The sequence below is a fragment of the Marinobacter sp. SBS5 genome (genome assembly GCF_048285575.1).
Lineage (GTDB): Bacteria > Pseudomonadota > Gammaproteobacteria > Pseudomonadales > Oleiphilaceae > Marinobacter.
On the sequence record NZ_JBLWAZ010000003.1, the window covers coordinates 387,704 to 408,260 of the forward strand.

Here is a 20,557-nt window from a genome sequence, read left to right on the forward strand (position 1 = left end):
AGGGTAACACGTACTATCGGATATGATGCATCGTACAAACCCAACTAGGTAGCCTGCCGATCAATGACAGACAAAACCAATACAACAAAAGCTATAGACGCCCCCGAAGTAGCCGCTTGGTGGGCTGAACGTCGCCAATATTTAGAACGCATCCATAAAGTTCCCGAGATTCGCCATAAATTCTGGCGCGAGATCAGCGTTTACCTTCTGCGGCGTCTGCTCTGGTCTTACGGTTTCTTCCCGATATTTATCGCTTTCTGGATTCCGTTCGTAATGGCGAGCTTTAACCCCGTTGTGCTTGCCACAGACATGATCCCGGTCCTGCAAGGCTTTATCGACTCCAACCCCGAAGAACAAGCCACCACCATCAGCACCCTGCTGATTGCCTGGTTCTCGATTGGCACCTTCTTCCTGGTGTTCGATTTCGTGTTAACGCCGTTCCGGTCGCCTTATCAATATGAAGCGGATGTATACATGAAGTCGTGGGAACAACTCAATCATGACCAGCTTCCGGACAAAATGTGATTTGGCCTGCATTCTGACCAACTTCAGCCACTTTCTGTTACATAACGTTGCAGACAGTGGTTAAGATGAATCAATAATAAAAAGTATCCAGTAAGTTGGGATAAGAGGTTTTACCATGGTCGATTTCAGACCGCTGATGTTCGTCAACGCGCTTGCTCTGATGTTACTTGTGACCGCAGGCTTTGCCTCAGTGCAGCACACCCAGATGCTGGACAGTAGCGGAGAGCCTGCCATTACCTCGTTCATCGCGAACGATACTCCCGAGCCGACAGCCGCTCCAGAACACAAAGAACCTCTGCCGGAACGCACAGAAACCTTCGTTCCAGAACCCGAAATAACGAAACAACCCGCACCTGTCACCCACACCCCGGCACCAACCATCACCGCAGAGGTGTTCGAAGTTGAGCCACTTTCAGAACAAATCGCCACTCCAGCAAAAAGGCCAGAACCCGCAACAACAGGAAGACTAGTCCTTCGCTCCAACGTCATCGGCGATCAAGTCAGCATCAATGGCAAGTCGTACGGCGCTACCCGGCTTGACCTCGAGTTAGATCCCGGCCGCTACCAGGTCACCATTGAAAAGCCTGGCTACAAACCCTGGACGAACTCCGTCGCTCTGAAAGCTGGCCAAGAACTCACGCTGGTCGGGCAGCTCGAACAGCAAACCACCGTGAATTATTCAAACGGTCAGTGGATTGGTGGCGTTAAAACCGGAGACGGCAGCTGGGTTGACCAAACTGGGCTACGCTATGAGGGTCACTTCGTTAACGGCCTATTCAACGGTACAGGCACCGCTTGGTATCCGGACGGCAGTCGGTACGAAGGTGATTGGGAAAAAGGCGAGCAACAGGGCGAAGGCCAGTGGCGAGGGGCCGACAACGCGAAATACACCGGCCGCTTTGAACGCAACCAGTTCCATGGACAAGGCACACTGACCAAGGCAAACGGAGACATACTCACCGGCAACTGGCTGCAAGGCCGAATGCAGGGGCGTGGCTCACTGACTACCGCGGACGGCCTCTTGTACGTGGGCAACTTCAGGAATGGCGAGTTTCATGGCAAGGGAACGCTCACCTACCCGGATGGGCGTTCCTACGAAGGCGAATTCTCCAATGGCACCTTCCACGGCCAGGGCTCTGAAATATTTGCTGACGGCAAGAAATACGATGGCCAGTATATGGAAGGTAAATTCCATGGCGCAGGGCTGCTACGCAACCCGAATGGTAGCTCTATCGAAGCCACTTTCCGACACGGCGAACCCTACGGACAAGTACGCCTGACGACAGCGGCCGGCGAAGTCTTTACCGCCCGTACAACAGAGCCCGGTGTGTGCTATCGGGATAAGAGCTATAGGGCAACGCAATGCCCGCAACTGGAAGGCTGGTGATTAACCCCCGGTCGCCACACCCACGAGTTTGCAGTAACAGGTTGAGGTAGTGAGATGGCAATCAAAAATGCTTTGCTGGTTGACGACTCCAAGGTCGCCAGGTTCGCCCTGAGCAAGATTCTTGAGCATCGGGACATGGAAGTGAATATGGCAAGCTCTGCCGAGGAAGCTCTGGATTTTCTGAGCAAAAACACGCTACCCGATGTGATCTTCATGGATCATTTGATGCCGGGCATGAACGGCGTTGAAGCTGCGAAGGCCATCAAGAGCAATCCGGACACTGCCGGCATCCCCATTATTATGTGCACTTCGAAGAAATCATCTTCGTTCACGGATGAAGCGAAGAACTTCGGCATCTACAGTATCCTCAGCAAGCCGCCTCAAAGCGAAGGGCTTTCCCTCATGCTTGAGCAGCTGGCAACAGATGTAGAGCAAGGCACGCTGCCTCGGCCTGAAAGCCTCACTTCGCCCGCAACTGACGAAGAAGACTCCATCATTCTGCCGACCAACAGCCCAGCCGAGAATATCAACAACACTCTGACCGGAACGGCAGAGTCGCACGCCGTCCCCTTAACCGCTGATCTGATAGAGCAGATCTCCCGCTCTGCCGTTAAGACTCACGTAAACAATCGCGTGCACGAACTGCTCAACGACCTGTTCGACGAACAATACGTCCACGTCAAACGAGCCCTCGAAGACACCGAGAAAAAACAAGAAGCCCGCATCGAAGAGCACCTGAAATTGCTGACGGAGCTGGTTGACCAGCGCACCCGGAACCTTCGCGACGAGGTAGCTGCCGAGATCAATATGAACCTGAGCCGAGAGCTGGCTATCTCGCGCAAGGAAATGGCGAAAAACTCGGGCTTCACCGCCGAGCACATGGCGGAACTGAAAGACCACATCACCAGCGTGCAAACGATTGATACCGAGTTCTGGCAAACACTGCAGTCCGAAGCCGTACAGCAAGCCCACGAAATCTCCCGCGAAACCGCGGAAGACATCGCCCAACGCACCATCGACCTTTACGTTGCACAACAAAAGGCCGCTCACTCTCGCATCTACACTTTGGGGCTGGCCGTGAGTTTGGGTATTTTCAGTGTCGGCATTGCTTGGCTGTCAGGTTTGTTCGGCTAACATCTGCTTTATTTGTTGCCAGCGTGCGGGAGTGTCGACATCCAGCTCCACTCCCGCAATCTTCACTCGATTCACCTCCGCCTGATTCAATACGGCCCCCGCCCCTACATCGCCTTGCAATCTGAGCACTTCAGGCCACAGCCGCCGGGGGATCCACGCCGGCACCCCCGCTCGCTTGCCGTAATCCGCAGCCCAAGCTTGGTCAGGCGAATTGCGAACGCAGCGACCAAGCTCTAACAGCCCTTCGTCAGCCAGCAAAGGCTGATCTCCAAGCAGCACGTAAACACCTCTCGCTGATGGGCCCAGCGCTTGTATACCCGATGCCAAAGATGCAGACATGCCCTGCTTCCAGTCCGGACAATAAAGCCAACGTGAAGGCGAATGAGCGCACCGGAACCGCACTAAAGGATAGCCCGCCCCTACAACCACCGAGACACAACAGGACAACTGCCTGGCTTGCTGAACGGCGTAGCTAAGCAAAGTACCTTGCCCAGGTACTTCCAAGGTTTGTTTCGCACGCCCCATGCGTGCACTGCGACCTGCCGCCAGCACCAATGCCGGAAACTGCTGATCGAGCTGAGAGCTGTTCGTGGCTATGATGCAGCCTCCTGTTAGACGTTCTCATTTGCAAACTGCTGAAGATCACGATTTTTGCTAGAATCACGCCACCATGCAACCAATATAGCCAGGCCCTTCATGAACCATCTTTTCGTCGACAACCTCACTGTGATTGACTTCGCTTACCTAGACCCGACTCGGGGCCTTGTAGGCGAAAGCTGGATTGCCGACGTGGTCCTCGGCGGCGAGCTGGACGACCAAGGCATGGTCTTTGATTTCAGTAACGTCAAACGCACCATCAAACGGGTTATTGATGAGCGTGTAGACCATCGACTGGTGATTCCGAGAGGCTACGAAGGCCTGCACTGGAACGAAGACCAACCCCACACCTTCCGCTGGGATCTGACAGACGGCAGCCATATAACCCATACCTCACCGGACGAAGCAGTCGTGTGGTTGTCAGCCGACCGAGTGGCGAAGCCTGCCGTGGCCGCCCTGCTGGAAAAAGAATTGAAAGCCGTACTGCCCGGCAACGTTACAACCGTAGAAATCAACCTGCGCGAAGACGTGATCGAGGGCGCTTATTACCACTACGTCCACGGCCTGAAAAAGCACTTAGGCAACTGCCAGCGCATTGCGCACGGCCACCGCTCCCCCATTCGTATTGACCGTAACGGTCAGCGCGACACCGAGCTGGAAAAGCGCTGGGCCAAACTGTGGGAAGACATCTACGTAGGCACGGAAGAAGACGTTACCCGCCGCTTTGTGGGCGACGACGGGCAGCACTACATCAGCTTTGAATACGAAGCCAACCAGGGTGAGTTTGCCCTGACCCTGCCCGAGAGCCGTGTATACATGCTGGAGACGGACACGACCGTAGAGTTGATCGCCGCGCATATGGCCGACGTGCTGAAGGCTGAGTTCCCTGAAGACAAGATTCGCGTGAAGGCTTATGAGGGTGTTGGTAAGGGTGCTATTGCGGTTCGGTGATGGCTTAGACTCTTCAGATTTGGGGGTCAGACCCGTGGGGTCTGGCCCCAGTCGATTACTTTCTTTTAGACACAAAAAAACCGCCCGAAGGCGGTTTTTTTGATGGCTTCCCGGTGGACTAAACCGTGAAGCCGTATTGGCGTCCCCTAGGGGGTTCGAACCCCTGTTGCCGCCGTGAAAGGGCGGAGTCCTAGGCCACTAGACGAAGGGGACTAGAAATTGGTGGAGCCAGGCGGGATCGAACCGCCGACCTCAACACTGCCAGTGTTGCGCTCTCCCAGCTGAGCTATGGCCCCTCAACGGATGCGTATATTAAGGATCCGCCCCTAGGCCGTCAACACCCAACACTGCTTTTTTTAAAGTTTTTTCGACTTCCCTGTCGCCATCGTTCAATTAACAAACAAACCGCTCATCAAACATCCAAAGCGGCGTATTCTTTCTCTACTTTCTTGGTTTCTTTCTTGGAAAAACCGCCCAAAACATCCAACGCACTGCGCAAACGAGCGCGAGTCATGTCCGGACCCAAGAGCGCCATCGAATCCATCACCGACCAAGAATTCGGCGTTCCGGCGATCGCGACGAAGATCGAGAACATGAAATCACCCATCTTCAAATCCATCGCCTTCGCCAGCGCTTTGATATCGGCAAAGATGGTGTCCTTGCTCCAGTGGCGCTGAGCTTCCAGCCGCCACAGAGTAAACTGCAGCACCCGCTTAACCTGTGCTTCCTCCAACTTCTTATGCTCGAAGTCTTCCGGCTTCAGGTCCAGCATTCCGCTGAACATGAACTGCGCCATAGGGGCCACATCTGAAAACACCTCTGCCCTGCCCTTAATGTGCGGAACCAGAGCCTTCAAAGCATCCTCGTTGAACCACCAGTCACGCAAGCGAGCCATAAACTGCTCGTCGCTCAGGTCGTCACGAACCCACTGGCCGTTCAACCAACGCAGCTTCTCAACGTCAAAGACCGGGCCACCCAGCGACACACGCTGGATATCGAAGTTTTCAATCATCTCGTCCAGTGAAAACTTCTCGCGCTCGTCCGGCATAGACCAGCCCATACGGCCCAAGTAGTTGGTCACCGCTTCCGGCAAAAAGCCCATGCGCTCATAGAAATTGATGCTGGTAGGGTTCTTACGCTTAGAGAGCTTGCTCTTGTCCGGGTTACGCAACAGCGGCAAGTGGCACAGCTCAGGCATATCCCAGCCAAAGTACTCGTAAAGCAACTTATGCTTGGGCGCGGAGTTGATCCACTCCTCACCACGCAGCACGTGGGTGATTTCCATCAAGTGGTCATCTACCACGTTGGCCAGGTGGTACGTAGGCATACCGTCTGACTTCAACAGAATCTGGCAATCTACCTGAGCCCAATCAATCTCGATGGTGCCACGCAGCATGTCCTGAATCTCGCACACGCCTTCATCGGGCACCTTCATACGAATCACATAGGAATCCCCCGCATCCAGGCGGCGCTTCACTTCTTCCTGCGACAGCTCAAGATCCCCCTTGATACCCGGGTTCTGACCGTTGGCTTTGCGCTCTTCCCGAATCGCATCGAGCTCTTCCGGGGTACGGAAACAATAAAAAGCATGGCCAGCCGTTACCAGGTCTTCGGCGTATTGGGCGTACATGTGCTTACGCTCAGACTGGCGATACGGGCCGTGGGGGCCGCCCACATCGGGACCCTCGTCCCAGTTTAGGCCCAACCAACGCAACGCTTTGAGGATATCCTGCTCAGACTCGGCCGTACTGCGTACCTGATCGGTATCTTCAATCCGCAGAATAAACTGGCCACCGTGCTGGCGTGCAAAGCACAAATTAAACAAGGCCACGTAGGCGGTACCAACGTGAGGGTCGCCCGTGGGCGACGGGGCAATTCGAGTACGTACTGTCATGAAACCATCCTGAAAATAAGTGGCCGATAAATAAGTTACGCATTATAGCGAGCCTAACTCGGTTTCGCATGATCAGGTTTTGCCAGCAGCCCAAACATTGTTATATTATAACGTATCAAACGAACTGCAGGACCCCACCATGAGCTTCACCAAAACCACCCTCGCCCTTGGCTTGGCCGCCTTAGCTGCCACCACGCCGGTATCCGCGACCAACATCGTCGCATCCATAAAACCGATCGAACTCGTCGTTAAAGCGGTTGCGGGCGACAACATGAACGTGTCGACCATCGTGCCCCCCGGCTCCAGCCCACACAATTACAGTATGAAGCCATCGCAACGCCGCGCACTGGAACAAGCCGATGCGATCTTCTGGGTGGGGCCAAACATGGAAACCTTCCTCAGCCGCCTGCTGGGTGGAAAGGAATTCGCAGGCAAAGTGCTAGCGTTTACAGAATCCACCTCAGACGATAAAGATGAGCACCACGAACATGGCCACGAGCATCATGGCCACGATCACGGTAACGGCGACGACCCGCACGTTTGGGTTGACCCACACATGGCACTGGAAATGGCAAAAGCCATCCATGCCAAGCTGAGCACGCTCGAAGGCATCAACACTTCTGAGCTAGACACCAACCTGAAAGACTTTGAGCAGAACCTGCACACAGCAGAACAGCGCATTAAAGAAAGCCTGAACCAACTCGAGGGCACCAGCCTGTTCGCATACCACAGCGCGCTAGAACGATTTGCCGAACACTACGAACTCGATTTGGCCGGCGTACTGACCCTCAACCCCGAACTGTCGCCAGGAGCCAGGCACATCGCGGAGGTGCAAAATAAACTGCGCGAGGCCAATCAACCCTGCTTGCTCACCGAGCCCCAGTTTAACCGCCAGTGGTGGCGCTCAATCACTGAGGGGCTCAATGTCACGTTCAGCACTTGGGATCCGCTGGCGACCGATATTGAATCGACCGCTAACGGTTACATCGAGTTCCAGCAATCCATTGCAGATGCTGTCCTCGAATGCTTACCAAAGTAAGCTGAGCATCAGCGGGATAGACACCATTGCCAACAGGGTCTGCCCGCTGATAATGCCCGCCATCAGCGGCGCGTCGCCGCCCAACTGGCGCGCCAGAATATACGCTGAGGTGGCGGTTGGCAGAGTCGCAAGCAACACCGCCACTTGCACCAACAACCCGCTTAACCCCAGCATCCAGGCCAGGCCGACCGCCATCAACGGAAACGCCAGAAGCTTGAGTACTGAAGACACCAAAAACGGTGCAGAAGCCCCACGCAATGCACTCAACTGCAGGCCAGCACCCACCGTCATCAAGCCCATAGGCAACGCCAGGTTACTCAAAGGCTCAAGCGTGCCCGCCAACAGCGGATGAAACCCGATCTCGAAATAGCTCCAGATAACCCCTAGCACCGAGCCGACAATCAGCGGGTTCGTCACAATTGCACGCAATACCTGCCTAATACTGATCTTGTCTTGGCCTGCCACCAGCGAAAACATCAGAATGCACAACAGATTCAACATGGGCACCATGATGGCTACGGCGATGGCCGTTAACGACAAGCCGTCGTCGCCAAGCAGCATACCGCCAGCCGCTAACCCGACGTAGGAGTTAAACCGAATCGCCCCTTGGTAGACCGAAGAAAACACCGGCCCGCTCCAACGCCAAACCAATTGAACGGCCACCAAGGCCAACGTCATGGCCACCAGCATAGAAACAATCAGCAAAGCAGTATCAGCGTAGGCCGACACCGGAAGCCGCGCCTGCCCCAGCTTGAACACCAGCATGGCGGGGAAAAGTATGTAGTAAGTGAAGCGCTCTGCCTGCGGCCAGAAATCGCCACCGGGGAAATCAATCCGCCTGAGCACATGCCCCAACATGATCAAAACAAACACCGGAACCAGCGCTTGAACGACTACCTGCATGTCATAGACCTTATAACCGTTGCCATTTTGTTCCCCGAGAGTTAGATTCAGGATATTGCTTTCCAAAACGGCGTAATGTGAACAACGTGAACACCCCGATTTACGGCATTCATACACCAATCATCGCACTGCGGTCTTCTTTCGAGAACACCGGCAGGGCTGTTATACGCCTCTGATTTCGCTGAATCCACTCCACCCCCCATCCGGATTCAGCGCTTAAACCACACTGTATTTTTTCGAGAATTTTCAGGAGATTCCTATGGCTGAATTACCTTCAATCGTAGTTGCAGAAGAAGATTACAACCGCTTGAGCACTCTGATTGAGCGCATGGCTGGACAATCCGTTGTGGTAGACGGCCTGGAAGACGAGCTCAGCCGCGCAGACCTGAAACCTCTGAGCGAAATGCCAGAAGGCGTCGTGACCATGAACTCGATTATCCGCTTTGTGGACGAAGACGCAAAAAAAGAACACGAGATGATGCTGGTCTACCCGCACGAAGTGGGCGACAGCGACCACAACGTATCCATCCTGGCACCGGCAGGTGCTGCCATGCTCGGCTTGAGCATTGGTGACAGCATCGAATGGCCGATGAAGGGCCGCAAGCCGATTCACCTGAAGGTGGTCAGCGTTACCCGGAACGCATAATCAAAAAAGCCGCGCCAGGGTTAAACCCAGCGCGGCTTTTTTAATGCCCGCCTCAGTCTTCGATAATCACCAAAGCCTCTTCAGAACCTGCTGCTTCCAAACGCCCCATTGGCTGAAGATCCAGCCCCTGCTCACGGGCAGCGGCTTCAAACGCTTCCCGGCTACTTTCGGCCACGCTCACCATCAAGCCACCACTGGTTTGCGGATCGCAGAACAACAGTTTGTCGGCATCGGACATGCCGGCAATCGCTTTACCGAAGGCCGCCGCATTGCGGTGCGTACCGCCCGGAATACAATCAGCATCAATGTATGGCTGGAGATTCGGCAGAGTGGGAATGGCTTTACGACTGAGAGTCGCTTTCACGCCACTACCACGGCAGATTTCCAGCAGGTGACCGGCCAGACCGAAGCCTGTGACGTCCGTCATCGCACTCACGCCTTCGATCTGAGAGAAAACCTCACCCACTTTGTTCAGGGTAGACATATTCTCAACCGCGACAGCCAAGTCTTCAGGCGCCACCTTACCCTTCTTGGAGGCACTGGTCAGAATACCCACACCTAGCGGCTTGGTCAGATACAGAAGATCACCCGCCTTTGCCGTGTCGTTACGGATAATGCGGTCTACGTTCACCGTCCCAGTAACGGCCAGACCAAAGATCGGCTCAGGGGAATCAATACTGTGGCCACCGGCCAACGCTATGCCCGCTTCAGCACACACCGCACGGCCGCCATCAATCACTTTGGCCGCAATTTCTGGCGCCAGCTCGTTCACAGGCCAGCCCAGAATCGCAATCGCCATCACCGGCTTACCGCCCATGGCGTATACATCACTAATCGCATTCGCAGCGGCAATTCGGCCGAAATCATAAGGATCGTCCACCACCGGCATAAAGAAGTCTGTCGTACTGATGACACCCACACCGTTGCCGATATCCGCTACCGCTGCATCGTCCCGGCTGTCGTTACCTACCAACAACTTGGGGTCATGAAAGTCCGGCATATCCGTGTGCAGAATTCGATCAAGAACGTCTGGAGCAATCTTGCAGCCACAGCCAGCACCATGGCTGAACTCGGTCAATTTGATAGACAAGGTTTCTTCCTTCTATACGTTACGGAGTGAGCTTGGGTTTTTGGTAGTATACCCAGTACAAATCAGTTTACAGCTCAGCACACTCTGCAGCCAGCCAACAGGAACGTCAATGAGCAATCCAGACAGCAAGCCAGAAGATCAAGGCCCCGCCACACGCATCATTCACAATCGACGCCATAAAGACGCGTTCGGCAGCCCCTACTCACCGATTTACAACACCACCACCTACCGGTTCGAGAACACCGCCGCCCTGCTGGATATGATCGAAGGTCGCAGCGAAGGCTACCTGTACACTCGATGGGGCACCAACCCCAGCATTCAGGAGCTGGAACAAGGGCTGGCCGGATTGGAGAAGGCTGAATCGGCACTCGCGTTTGCCTCCGGCATGGCTGCCATATCCGCGACCCTGCTCACCCACGGGCGCAACGGTATTGTGTGCGTGGGCGACCTCTACGGTGGCACTCAAGCCTTTTTAATCGAGCAATGTCAGGCTTTAGGCATTCCGGTGACCTTCCTGTTTCGTGAAGAACAAACTCAATTGGCAGAACACCTGAACACCCCCGGCAAGCTGGTGTACTTTGAAACGCCCGCCAACCCCAACATGGCCATTCTGGATATACGCGCCATCGCCGCCACCGCTCATCAGCACGGCGCATTGGTTGCGGTAGACAACACCTTTGCCAGCCCCATCAACCAGACACCCTTAGAACTAGGCGCTGACTTGGTACTGCACAGCGCCAGCAAATACCTGGGCGGCCACAGCGACATCACCGCAGGCGCGCTGATGAGCTCGGCCAAACTTGCCAAGCCCGTCGCCACTTGGCGAAAAAATCTGGGTCAACTTATTGCCCCGGAAACAGCCGCCCTGCTGTCTCGCAGCCTTCGTACCCTGCCGGTCAGAATCCGCCAGCACAACGAGAATGCAATGGCGGTTGCTCAGGCCATGGAAGCTCACCCGAAAGTCACCAAAGTGCACTACCCCGGCCTGCCCTCGTTTGAAGGCTACGATTTGGCTCGCAACCAGATGACCGGTTTCGGCGGCATGCTCAGCATCGAAGTAGAAGGCGGCCAAGAGGCAGCGGCGAAGGTTGCTGATTGCCTTAACGTATTTCTGCTCGCCACCAGCCTGGGCGGTGTAGAAAGCCTCGTGAGCCAGCCCAGCGCTACAAGCCACCACGGTCTCCGCCGGGAAGAACGCCTGAAACGGGGCATCGGGGATGGCATGCTGCGCCTGTCGGTAGGGCTGGAAGACGCTTCAGACCTGATCGCTGATTTAACACAAGCTCTGGCCTGAAAACCTCGTGCGGCGCCCTTTCAATAAACCGGAAGGTGCCGCCGGCAAAGTACCCGCGCCAAATGAATCAAAATCACGGCTAATGCGCCTGCTATACTTTCTGTAGCTCCCACTGGCTTGCCAAGCCCAAAGAGAGGCCTGCCTCTTCGAGACAGCCGATCCCGTAAAATGAGTGATGCAGTCATGCTCACCAACAAACGCTATTACGCCTGGGTACTGGCAGCGTTTTTAATTATCCCCGCCGGCTCTAGTGCCGAACTGCCTGACCGCGTTCAAATTGCAGCGATTTTTGACGACCCCACCACGGCTGCAGCCTCGGCAATACTTAAACTTGCCTATCAGCGGCTAGGCGTGGAGGCCTCTACACTCATCACACCTTCACTCAGAGCCTTGATGATGGCGGATACGGGGCTACTAGACGGCGACCTGTTCCGCATTGATCACGCAGCGCAGCTATACCCGAACCTCCTTCGCGTTGAGTACGCTCTATTTCACGGCACCTTGCAGGCCGTTGTTCGCAAAAACGAAGAACACCTACTTGACCTTCCTCCGGAACAGACACGTGCCGTTGCTGTGCGCCGAGGCAACATCATTTCCGGGTTAACGGCCAAAAATATGGGGATGACACCCGTGTACGCCAACAGCAACAAACAAGCGCTTAGTTTGCTTGAATCCAAACGCGTCGATGTCGCTTTGTTTACCTTTATTGAACAGTTTGACCCAATAGCACAAAAAGATCTGACAGGCCTGCACCTTATTGAGGAGCCACTGGCGACCTTTGAGCTCTACCACTATCTAAACCGGCGCCATGGGGAATTGGCCAGAGCCTTGCCTGAAGTACTAAGGAAGATTGAGGAAGACGGCACTAAGAAACAGATTTTGGATAGTTTTCGGCAGAGGCAGGAGGAGTGGGGTGCGGGCTCGATTCGGAACACGCCTGCTAACCAATACCATTAATTAAAGTGGAGAAAATCTACATTACTGCAGTCGTCATAACTCTATACGAGTCATAGAGCGTAGCCTCGCCACACAGCGTTCACCAACTCACAACTCAAACGCGTCAATAGAATCGTCATTCGACTATTATGGCTCTGTTATCCTCCAGTGACCCCGACTCTTAACTCTTCTAGCCCTCCCAGCTTTCACTGGTCGGCGTCTCTCCCATGAGAAGATCGACTACCTGCGACTACCGTTCAGGAGCACATCACCGTAGCTATATGTCGCAACAACACAACCGGAAAACTCACGCACCCCGCCATCCCAACGGTCACCGGCATAGGTAACTTTTGCCTCACCCCGTCATCTAACGGGGCCTAGAAAGAGTTTAAGAAAACGTTATTTGTTATATCCTTATCACTAAGACAATATGTCACCGCCTTCGATTAGTTGTAGCAATGGAGAATTTACCATGCCCAAGGCAAGTCATTGGAGCGAAAAAGAAATAGCGCTAACAGTTGCCGACTACATGAAGATGTTGACCCTTGAGCTTGCTGGCCAGCGGTACAACAAAACCTCTCACCGAAGGGAGTTGCTACAAAAACTAAATGGGCGAAGCAACGGTGCTGTTGAGCTTAAACACCAGAATATCAGTGCAGTTCTGCGTGACCTGAACTGTTTCTGGATACCAGGCTACAAACCTCGAGGTAATTACCAGCAAGCCCTAGCGGTATATGTCGAAGACTGGATCAATTCACACTCTGATTTCGACCATGCATCTCAAGCTGCAGTCCAGCAGCCAGCCTTTGTTCCTAGCGGTGTTCAGTTTGCTAATCTTTTGGTTCAGGCTCCCGAACCTGCATCAAAAATTCAAGAAGCACGCCCCACATATGCCCCCAATCGCGTTGCCTCGAAAAGAGATTACCTTGCTCAAGAAGCCCGAAACTCTGCACTGGGATACGCAGGAGAGTTGTTGGCTATGGAGTACGAAGAATACCGATTAAGGTCGTCAGGTAAAAAGCAGTTAGCTAACCGCATCGAACACGTTTCGAAATCTCAGGGTGATGGTCTTGGATACGACATTTTGTCCTTTGAAACGTCTGGGGAGGAAAGATTCATTGAGGTGAAAACAACCGCATTCGCCAAAGAAACACCTTTTTATGCTTCCCGTAACGAGGTTTCATTTTCAGAGGATTTCAGGGATCAATTTCACCTCTACCGTCTATTCGAATTTCGAAAATCACCGAAGTTATTTTCCTTACAAGGGACAATTAGCGACCACTGCCACATGGATCCAGTAAACTTTTTATGCAAGTTATGTTGAACCATTATGCCTCCCCAACCAAGCCGCCCCACGCACCCCACTAGAGTCCCCATGCTCAGCTCGAACGATCGGAGTACCACACTCCCCACCGAATACATATCGAGACAGCCTTTCCGGCAACTCTTGGTAGATTTGCTCGGCATTACTCATACCCCCGCCCAGCACGATGATGTCTGGGTCTAGCACGTTGATGACAGCCGCCAGGCCGCAGGCTAGATGGTCTAGGTAGTGGTTCAGTGTTTCGCTCGCAGCTTTATCGCCTTGGAGGGCGTTTTCGGTGATGGTTTTGGCGGGTAGGTTCTGGCCGTGCAGGAATTGATGGGTCAGTGATAGCCCGGTGCCAGATAGGAAGGTTTCGTTGCAGCCATAGCGGCCGCAGAAGCAGGGGCGCTGGTCCAGTTCGGTTTGTGGGGTCCAGGCTAAGGGGTTGTGGCCCCACTCACCCGCTACTCCGTTAGGGCCGGTGAGTATTCGGCCATTCACGCTAACACCGGCACCGCATCCGGTACCCAGTATGGCGGCGAATACCACGTTGTGGTTTTTGCCGGCCCCGTCTGTCGCCTCGGATAGTGCCAGGCAGTTGGCATCGTTGGTGACGGTTACCGGCCGTTCCAACAGGGTGCTCAAATCGTCTTTCATCGGCTGGCCGTTGAGCCAGGTGGAGTTGCCGTTTTTCACCTTACCCGTGATACCGGAAATGCTTCCGGGAATGCCAATGCCCACGGGCAAACCGCCTACCCCGGCCTTTAACTCGGCCGCCAGCACCAGCGTCTGAATGGTTTCAAGGGTAGCGCGGTAATCTCCGGCCGGTGTCGGCACGCGCTGCCGGAAGTGTTCGTTGCTTTGCCGGTCCATCAGGATGACTTCGGTTTTGGTGCCACCCAAGTCGATTCCAATCAGCCAATCGCTGTGCATGAAACTCCCCTTTCAAACCCGATGTCCCGAAAAAGGAGATTCTATTTCTTCACCCACTGCCCCTCAATCAGCACGAACTGGCCGCTGGGGGTTATTTCGATTGCTTTCTTACCGGCGACGGTTTCCACCTGGGTGACCGGGATGGCGTGTTTTTCGGCAATGCGCGTGTATTCATTGCGGCGGGCTTGGTTAATGGCTTCGACCACCTCGCGGGCATCGCCTGTTGCGCGAACAACGTCCAGATAACCGGTTGGGGTTTCGCCCACCAGGCCTTGCTGTTTTACAGACTCCAACTTGTCTTTGGCCTCATCTAAACCCATGGCGAGCGCTGGAATAGCGAGAACCATGGCCAACAGAAAGGCGCTCAGTTGTGTCAGTTGTTTCATCGTTAACCTCCTTGCTCAGCTCTTGAGATTGCCTGCTTGGTTTCAGAACAGGCCTTTTTCGCTGAACAGTTCATCCACGTCTTTATCCACTTTTACGTAGATTTCGTGCTGGATCTTTACGTTCAGGTTTACGGTAATCGGTTCTTTGGGTGCGGCCATTTGCACCGTTGGCGTGCAGGCGATTATCCCTATGGGCAAAATCGCCAACCATAAGGTGGTGATCGCAAGCGGCCGGCGCAGCCGCGATACATTGATCATGGTGCTGTCTCCTGTCCGGTTTGCTTCAGTCGCTCCCGAACGCGTTCCGTTACGGCTTCGTTGACCCTGCCACTCAACTGCAGGCTGGTTAACAGGGCCGGGATATCTTCTTCAAGATTGAGATTGAGCACGATGGGCTGCTCCCTGCGATCGCTGGCTTTTTGGCCCTCAAGCCTTAAGCCCAATACCAATCTCCCCTTACTATCGTAGTCTATCGTGCTGTTGAGCACCTTATAGTGAAAGTTTTGCAAAGCTTCCACCACCTGCTCCATCCCCTGGCTGCTACCCAGCATCGCTTTCAGGCGCTCGGCGGGTAGGCGTATTATGCCGCCAGGCGATTCGGCAGCCATTCGGCCCTCAGCCACTTCAATTCCTGCGGAGCCAACCGACACCGGTATGCGCCCTGTAAGGTGGCCCGTACCGGAAAGCCCTTCAGCCGGGTACACCTGCAGCAATTTGGCCAGTGACACGTCATACGCATCAATGGGCAATTGCCAGGGGTCGGCGGATAAGTCGATGGAACGGGGAGCCACTCGCAAGCGTCCATCCAGAAAGTCGGCGTTTGCCTGCTGGATGTTGAGCACGCCCGCGAACAGATCGACCAGCGGCGCCCGATAGTCGGCGAGCAAACGAAGCGGCCCAATGCCGATACCGGAGTTGATCTTGGTGATGGTCAGATCGCTGGTGCTGGCCGTTAGTTCACTGTCTTCCAAGCTTACCCGAAGCTGCCCACTCAGGTCGGTAACGGCAGTGGTGCCAACCAGCCCATTAACACGCTCAAACTCAAAGCTGCTTTCTAAGGCCAGCGGGGCATCGGGCTCAATGCGCACGGTGGTAAAGGCGTTGACTTCGCCGCTGGAGATTTCCAGAGGTTCCGGCCAATCGGCCAACGTTGCGGCCAGTACCTTTTGGATCTGCTCCCCCCTCAGATTCAGTGCGAACCGGCCGGCAAAAAATTCTCCGGTGACGTTTCTGATAACCACATTCGCAACCAAACCAGAGTCCGCGCGCACTTGGCCTTTAAGGTTCAGGTCTGCCAAGGTGCCCTGCGCCCTACCCTCGAATTGCCAAGCCTGTGGCTTAAATTGCGGGTGCTTGAGCTCCGCCACACGCACGCTGACATGTCCGGAAACGGTGCTTCGCTCCGCCAGTGAACCGGTTCCCGAAAAGTTTACGGCAAGGGAAACACCAGACAAATCGGCGCGAATCCCCGTCAATTGCCAAGCCCCCGACTGGGTGTCCGGCAAATCCAGGCCAATCGTCCCCCGCTCTACAATAAACGACCAGTCGAAGGCGTCGGCTCGCAGCGGCAACAACAATGCGGCCGTCAAAACGACAAGAGAAGGCCAGCGAACCCTTGGCACGCAGAATGGCGTGCCACGCACGCTGGACCTGCGCGACCGCATTTACGCGACCGGCAGTTGATGAGGCAGTTTAAGAAGTTCGGCCAACGGCACCGGTCTGGAGAAGTAGAAACCTTGTAAAAGATCGCAGCGGCGCTGAACAAGGTCGTTTCGTTGCGCGGGAGTTTCAATACCCTCTGCCACCACTTCCAAGCCAAGATGGTGAGCCATGGTGATGATGCCTTCCACAATCGCCGCATTCTCTCTGCCGCCCGCGATATCCTGGATAAAACTTCGATCTATCTTTACTTTGTTGATGGGCAACTGGCGCAAATAACTCAAACTTGAAAAGCCTGTTCCGAAATCATCGATGGCCACTTTAACGCCGAGATTCCGGATATTCTGAAGCAGTTCAATGGCTTTTTCCGAGCCCGCCATCATCAACCCTTCGGTCACTTCCAGCTCCAATTTCTCGGGGCTAAGACCACTTTCTTCAAGGGTCTGGCTCACTTCATCAAAGAACCCATTTCGACGGAAGTGCACCGGCGAGATATTGACCGCAACCGTTAGAGGCTCATCACGACCCGCATTGATGATGTGCAGGTCTTTGCAGGCTTGCCGCAACACCCAGCGGTCGAGATCAATGATCTGGCCTGTGCGCTCTGCCAAAGGAATAAAGTCTCCCGGCGGCACCATTCCACGTTCCGGATGCTGCCAACGCACCAGCGCTTCCAAAGCCGTCATTTTGCCCGTGCGGGCATCCACCAAAGGTTGATAGTAAAGCACCAGTTGATTGTGAATGACCGCGTCTAACAACTCGCGCCTGAGTGCAATGTGCTCACGTATCGATGAATCCGTTTCGCCGGCATACCACTCCCAGGTATTCCGGCCTTGGGCTTTGGCTTCCCGGACCGCCATGTGGGCGTGCTGAATCAATGCTCCGCCGTCGCGCGACGAGACCTGCCCCAACGCTACGCCGATGCTGGCGCTGATATGAAGAACATGTTCATCGATAACAAACGGGCGGGCGAGCAAGCTGAGCAAAGCTTCAACGACCGGGAGGGTGTTTTGAACTCGCCCCCGATCAGTCAACAGCACACCAAATTCATCCCCGGCAAACCGGGCAAGAAAGTCCCCGGGCTCAAGCCCGTCGGCCAGCCGGTTCGCCACCGCCTGCAGTAAATGGTCACCCACCGTATGCCCAAGGCCATCGTTAATCGAGGCAAAACCGTCCAAATTGATCAGAAGAACGGCTACACGCCCTTTCGACAAACGGTAATCCTCAGCCAACCGGACTTCGAAACCAGCTCGATTGGCCAGGCCCGTGAGAAGGTCGTGGGTGCGCTGAAAGTGCAACTTCAGTTCGCTTTCTCTTTCACGCGTTATGTCTTTGCCAATGCCGTACACACCCACAACTTCTTCATCCACCACGATCGGCAGGTTTGTAACCTCAAGCAGATACTCGTCACCAGCGGCGTGATAGGCGATGACTTCGTAATGTTGTGGTATTCCGTCGCAGGCCAGCTTAAACGCTTGCTCGGCAACCTCACGATGCTCTTCTTTTACGAACGTTTCGTAGTGAAGCCCAAGAATATTCTCCTCAGAAAACCCGGCGATAAGTTCACAGCCCCGGTTAGCCGCCACAAAGCAGCCATTCAGGTCGAGCTCGAAAACGGCATCCGGGTGATACGTAAAGAGGGATTGGTAGCGTTGGCGTTGAATGCGAAGTGCACGCTGGTCCTGCTGTCGCGCTAGGGCAAAAGCGAGAAGCCCGGCAGCACGCGTGATCAATACAAGCTGGTCGTCATTGGGCGAACTGGGCTTGGGGTGGTAGGTTGCGAAGGTGCCTAAAAGCTCGTCGTTGGTCATCATCACCGGGACGGACCAGCAAGATTTCAGGTTTTCTTTCAGCGCGGCTTCCCGATAGGCATCCCAGTTAGGATCATCGGCAATGCTATGGGTAACAACAACTTCCCGCAGGAACGCTGCCCTGCCGCAAGTGCCTACTTCAGGCCCAATTTTCTTGCGCTGTATAGCCGACTTATAAGCTTCAGAGAGCCCGTCTCCGGCCACCAGCCTTAGAGTATCATCGACTGAGTCATACAACATAAAGGTCACGATGGCACCCGGCATTTGCCGCCCCACCATTCGGGTAACCTCCGCCAATATATCCATGAAGGGCTCATGGTTGGCGATCATGTCTTGAATTTTTTGTTGATCCGCCAATTCGGCAAGGATGCGATTCATTCTTATCCCTTAAGGAGAAGCATTATGACTTGAGACTACCTTTGATCCTAGGAGATTACCAGCTAAGCAGCGGCCACCCCAGATCGCGAAAAGTCTAAGTACATCATCGCCCGATCTAGCCATAACTTACGGCGATACTTGGATAAAACCCCCTTAATCGATATAGAACAATCCACAGTATTTAGCCAGTTCGATAGCCGACCAACTGCCCACATTGTGAAGCAGTTGGCCGTGACATCACTAGCACTTGATGACTCACATAGAGCCATGGCGCCGAGAGAAGTCCCGCCACTCCAAAAGGCACCGTGAGGGCCAGTTACCCTTTCAGCTTAGCGGTAATTTGAGCAACGTGCTCACCCTGATGGCGAGCAATACCCAGCTCACGCTCATCCGGCTGACGTGAACCGTCACCACCGGCAATGGTTGCCGCACCATAAGGTGTGCCACCGCTTACTTTAGAAATATCAAACAACGCCGGTGCCGTGTAACCAATGGGCACAATGATCATGCCGTGGTGCGCCAACGTGGTCCAGGTGGAGGTGATCGTCATCTCTTGACCGCCGCCGGTACCTGTAGAGGTGAACACGCTCGCTACCTTGCCTGCCAAAGCGCCTTTCGCCCAGAGGCCTCCAGTCTGATCAAAAAACGTACGCACCTGACCCGCCATGTTGCCGAAGCGAGTGGGCGTGCCCACGATGATCGCATCGTACTCGGCCAGCTCTGCAGGCGTAGCCTCAGGCGCTTGTTGATCGACCTTGCCACCTGCAGCAGCAAAGGCTTCGGCATTCATGGTTTCCGGCACACGCTTGACTGTTACCTCTACACCGGCAACAGCACGAGCGCCTTCAGCCACTGCGTGGGCCATGGTTTCCATATGGCCGTACATGGAATAGTAAAGAACCAGAACCTTAGTCATTTGAATCCCCTTTTCGTGTCGTTTGATTTTGTCGCGCTTAAGCCGCGTCCACTAGCACAATTTCACTGTCTTCGTTAGCCTTGACCGTCAGCAACTCTTCATCGCGAATGGCAACGCCGTCACCGGCATTGGCTACAACGCCATTGACCTCGATCTGACCGGTCGCGGGGACCAGATAGACCTTTCGGCCCGGAGCCACTTTATAGTCAGTGCTCTGGCCGGCCTCCAGGGTTGCAGCCACCATTCGAGCGTCCGTACGAATCGGCAACGCTTCAGTGTCTTCTGGCAAACCGCTGGCGAGAGTCACGAATGAACCACTGCGCTCACCCTTAGGAAACGGCTTCGTGCCCCACGCTGGCGGCAAACCGGTTTCATTCGGCATGATCCAGATCTGGAAGATCTGAGTAGTCTCGTCTTCCTCGTTCATCTCACTGTGCGCAATGCCTGTGCCTGCGCTCATCACCTGCACATCGCCGGCCACGGTACGGCCTCGATTGCCCAGGCTGTCCTGGTGCGTAATCGCGCCCTTACGAACATAGGTAATAATTTCCATGTCGCGGTGCGGATGGCGCGGGAATCCTGAATGCGGAGCGATGGTGTCGTCATTCCACACTCTCAGATTTCCCCAGTTCATGCGGTTCGGGTCGTAATACTCGGCAAACGAAAAGTGGTGACGAGTGTCGAGCCAACCGTGGTGCGCGCCGCCCAGTTCTTTGTGGGGTCTAAGTTCAATCATTGCAGGACCTCCTCTTGATTCGTTTCAACTGCGCTG

At 54.6% G+C, this 20,557-nt stretch carries 20 protein-coding genes and 2 tRNA genes; 9 read left to right on the forward strand and 13 right to left on the reverse strand.

The window, feature by feature from the left end; all coding sequences use genetic code 11:
• Window positions 1-63: 63 nt before the first annotated feature.
• The 3 genes from ACNQ6O_RS08875 (at window position 64) to ACNQ6O_RS08885 (ending at window position 3,046) form a co-directional block, all read left to right on the forward strand.
• Window positions 64-525, forward strand: coding sequence for a hypothetical protein (locus ACNQ6O_RS08875; protein ID WP_418052870.1), 462 nt, complete (start codon window positions 64-66; stop codon window positions 523-525).
• Window positions 526-640: 115 nt separating this feature from the next.
• On the forward strand, window positions 641-1,912 hold the full coding sequence (locus ACNQ6O_RS08880; RefSeq protein WP_418052871.1) for a PEGA domain-containing protein: 1,272 nt from the start codon (window positions 641-643) through the stop codon (window positions 1,910-1,912).
• A gap of 54 nt (window positions 1,913-1,966) precedes the next feature.
• The gene (locus tag ACNQ6O_RS08885) at window positions 1,967-3,046 is read left to right on the forward strand and encodes a response regulator (RefSeq protein WP_418052872.1); all 1,080 of its coding nucleotides are present in this window, start codon (window positions 1,967-1,969) and stop codon (window positions 3,044-3,046) included.
• On the opposite strand, the gene ACNQ6O_RS08890 is transcribed toward ACNQ6O_RS08885, so the two are convergent.
• Window positions 3,029-3,571 (reverse strand): nucleotidyltransferase family protein, encoded by a 543-nt coding sequence (locus ACNQ6O_RS08890; RefSeq protein ID WP_418052873.1) that lies wholly within the window; start codon window positions 3,569-3,571, stop codon window positions 3,029-3,031. The genes ACNQ6O_RS08885 and ACNQ6O_RS08890 overlap by 18 nt on opposite strands.
• Before the next feature lie 171 nt (window positions 3,572-3,742).
• Here ACNQ6O_RS08890 and ACNQ6O_RS08895 point away from each other — a divergent pair, with 171 nt between their 5' ends.
• Entirely contained in the window at window positions 3,743-4,594 is an 852-nt protein-coding gene (locus ACNQ6O_RS08895; RefSeq protein WP_418052874.1) for a 6-carboxytetrahydropterin synthase, read from the forward strand.
• A gap of 137 nt (window positions 4,595-4,731) precedes the next feature.
• Here ACNQ6O_RS08895 and ACNQ6O_RS08900 read toward each other — a convergent pair.
• The 3 genes from ACNQ6O_RS08900 to gltX form a co-directional block, all read right to left on the reverse strand.
• Window positions 4,732-4,807 (reverse strand) — tRNA-Glu (locus ACNQ6O_RS08900).
• Window positions 4,808-4,814: 7 nt separating this feature from the next.
• Window positions 4,815-4,890: transfer RNA gene (locus ACNQ6O_RS08905), tRNA-Ala, on the reverse strand.
• 116 nt (window positions 4,891-5,006) lie between these two features.
• Window positions 5,007-6,488 (reverse strand): glutamate--tRNA ligase, encoded by a 1,482-nt coding sequence (gltX, locus tag ACNQ6O_RS08910; RefSeq protein WP_418052875.1) that lies wholly within the window; start codon window positions 6,486-6,488, stop codon window positions 5,007-5,009.
• A 139-nt stretch (window positions 6,489-6,627) separates the two neighbouring features.
• Here gltX and ACNQ6O_RS08915 point away from each other — a divergent pair, with 139 nt between their 5' ends.
• Window positions 6,628-7,527: a zinc ABC transporter substrate-binding protein gene (locus ACNQ6O_RS08915; protein WP_418052876.1), complete on the forward strand. Its 900-nt coding sequence runs from the start codon at window positions 6,628-6,630 to the stop codon at window positions 7,525-7,527.
• On the opposite strand, the gene ACNQ6O_RS08920 is transcribed toward ACNQ6O_RS08915, so the two are convergent.
• The gene (locus ACNQ6O_RS08920; protein ID WP_418052877.1) at window positions 7,516-8,430 is read right to left on the reverse strand and encodes an AEC family transporter; all 915 of its coding nucleotides are present in this window, start codon (window positions 8,428-8,430) and stop codon (window positions 7,516-7,518) included. The genes ACNQ6O_RS08915 and ACNQ6O_RS08920 overlap by 12 nt on opposite strands.
• Before the next feature lie 259 nt (window positions 8,431-8,689).
• Between ACNQ6O_RS08920 and rnk the strand changes: the two genes are divergently transcribed.
• Window positions 8,690-9,076, forward strand: coding sequence for a nucleoside diphosphate kinase regulator (gene rnk / locus ACNQ6O_RS08925; RefSeq protein ID WP_418052878.1), 387 nt, complete (start codon window positions 8,690-8,692; stop codon window positions 9,074-9,076).
• Between the two features lie 52 nt (window positions 9,077-9,128).
• Here rnk and selD read toward each other — a convergent pair whose 3' ends face one another.
• On the reverse strand, window positions 9,129-10,166 hold the full coding sequence (gene selD, locus ACNQ6O_RS08930; protein ID WP_418052879.1) for a selenide, water dikinase SelD: 1,038 nt from the start codon (window positions 10,164-10,166) through the stop codon (window positions 9,129-9,131).
• A 109-nt stretch (window positions 10,167-10,275) separates the two neighbouring features.
• Between selD and ACNQ6O_RS08935 the strand changes: the two genes are divergently transcribed.
• The 3 genes from ACNQ6O_RS08935 to ACNQ6O_RS08945 all read left to right on the forward strand — a co-directional run bounded on the left by ACNQ6O_RS08935 (window position 10,276) and on the right by ACNQ6O_RS08945 (window position 13,720).
• Window positions 10,276-11,460 (forward strand): trans-sulfuration enzyme family protein, encoded by a 1,185-nt coding sequence (locus tag ACNQ6O_RS08935; protein WP_418052880.1) that lies wholly within the window; start codon window positions 10,276-10,278, stop codon window positions 11,458-11,460.
• A 168-nt stretch (window positions 11,461-11,628) separates the two neighbouring features.
• Window positions 11,629-12,417: a substrate-binding periplasmic protein gene (locus ACNQ6O_RS08940; protein WP_418052881.1), complete on the forward strand. Its 789-nt coding sequence runs from the start codon at window positions 11,629-11,631 to the stop codon at window positions 12,415-12,417.
• A 451-nt stretch (window positions 12,418-12,868) separates the two neighbouring features.
• On the forward strand, window positions 12,869-13,720 hold the full coding sequence (locus tag ACNQ6O_RS08945) for a DUF3883 domain-containing protein (protein WP_418052882.1): 852 nt from the start codon (window positions 12,869-12,871) through the stop codon (window positions 13,718-13,720).
• Here ACNQ6O_RS08945 and ACNQ6O_RS08950 read toward each other — a convergent pair.
• The 7 genes from ACNQ6O_RS08950 to ACNQ6O_RS08980 all read right to left on the reverse strand — a co-directional run bounded on the left by ACNQ6O_RS08950 (window position 13,712) and on the right by ACNQ6O_RS08980 (window position 20,521).
• Complete coding sequence (locus tag ACNQ6O_RS08950) at window positions 13,712-14,635, reverse strand: ROK family protein (RefSeq protein WP_418052883.1); 924 nt, start codon at window positions 14,633-14,635, stop codon at window positions 13,712-13,714. The genes ACNQ6O_RS08945 and ACNQ6O_RS08950 overlap by 9 nt on opposite strands.
• Before the next feature lie 41 nt (window positions 14,636-14,676).
• A complete protein-coding gene (locus tag ACNQ6O_RS08955; protein WP_418052884.1) occupies window positions 14,677-15,021 on the reverse strand; it encodes a YdbL family protein in 345 nt (114 codons plus the stop codon).
• 42 nt (window positions 15,022-15,063) lie between these two features.
• Entirely contained in the window at window positions 15,064-15,279 is a 216-nt protein-coding gene (locus ACNQ6O_RS08960; RefSeq protein ID WP_418052885.1) for a YnbE family lipoprotein, read from the reverse strand.
• Window positions 15,276-16,685 (reverse strand): intermembrane phospholipid transport protein YdbH family protein, encoded by a 1,410-nt coding sequence (locus tag ACNQ6O_RS08965; RefSeq protein WP_418052886.1) that lies wholly within the window; start codon window positions 16,683-16,685, stop codon window positions 15,276-15,278. Before ACNQ6O_RS08965 ends, ACNQ6O_RS08960 begins: the two co-directional genes overlap by 4 nt.
• A complete protein-coding gene (locus tag ACNQ6O_RS08970; protein ID WP_418052887.1) occupies window positions 16,686-18,869 on the reverse strand; it encodes an EAL domain-containing protein in 2,184 nt (727 codons plus the stop codon). It abuts the gene before it with no gap.
• A 316-nt stretch (window positions 18,870-19,185) separates the two neighbouring features.
• Complete coding sequence (gene wrbA, locus ACNQ6O_RS08975; protein WP_418052888.1) at window positions 19,186-19,785, reverse strand: NAD(P)H:quinone oxidoreductase; 600 nt, start codon at window positions 19,783-19,785, stop codon at window positions 19,186-19,188.
• Between the two features lie 37 nt (window positions 19,786-19,822).
• Window positions 19,823-20,521, reverse strand: coding sequence for a pirin family protein (locus ACNQ6O_RS08980; RefSeq protein WP_418052889.1), 699 nt, complete (start codon window positions 20,519-20,521; stop codon window positions 19,823-19,825).
• Window positions 20,522-20,557: the final 36 nt, after the last annotated feature.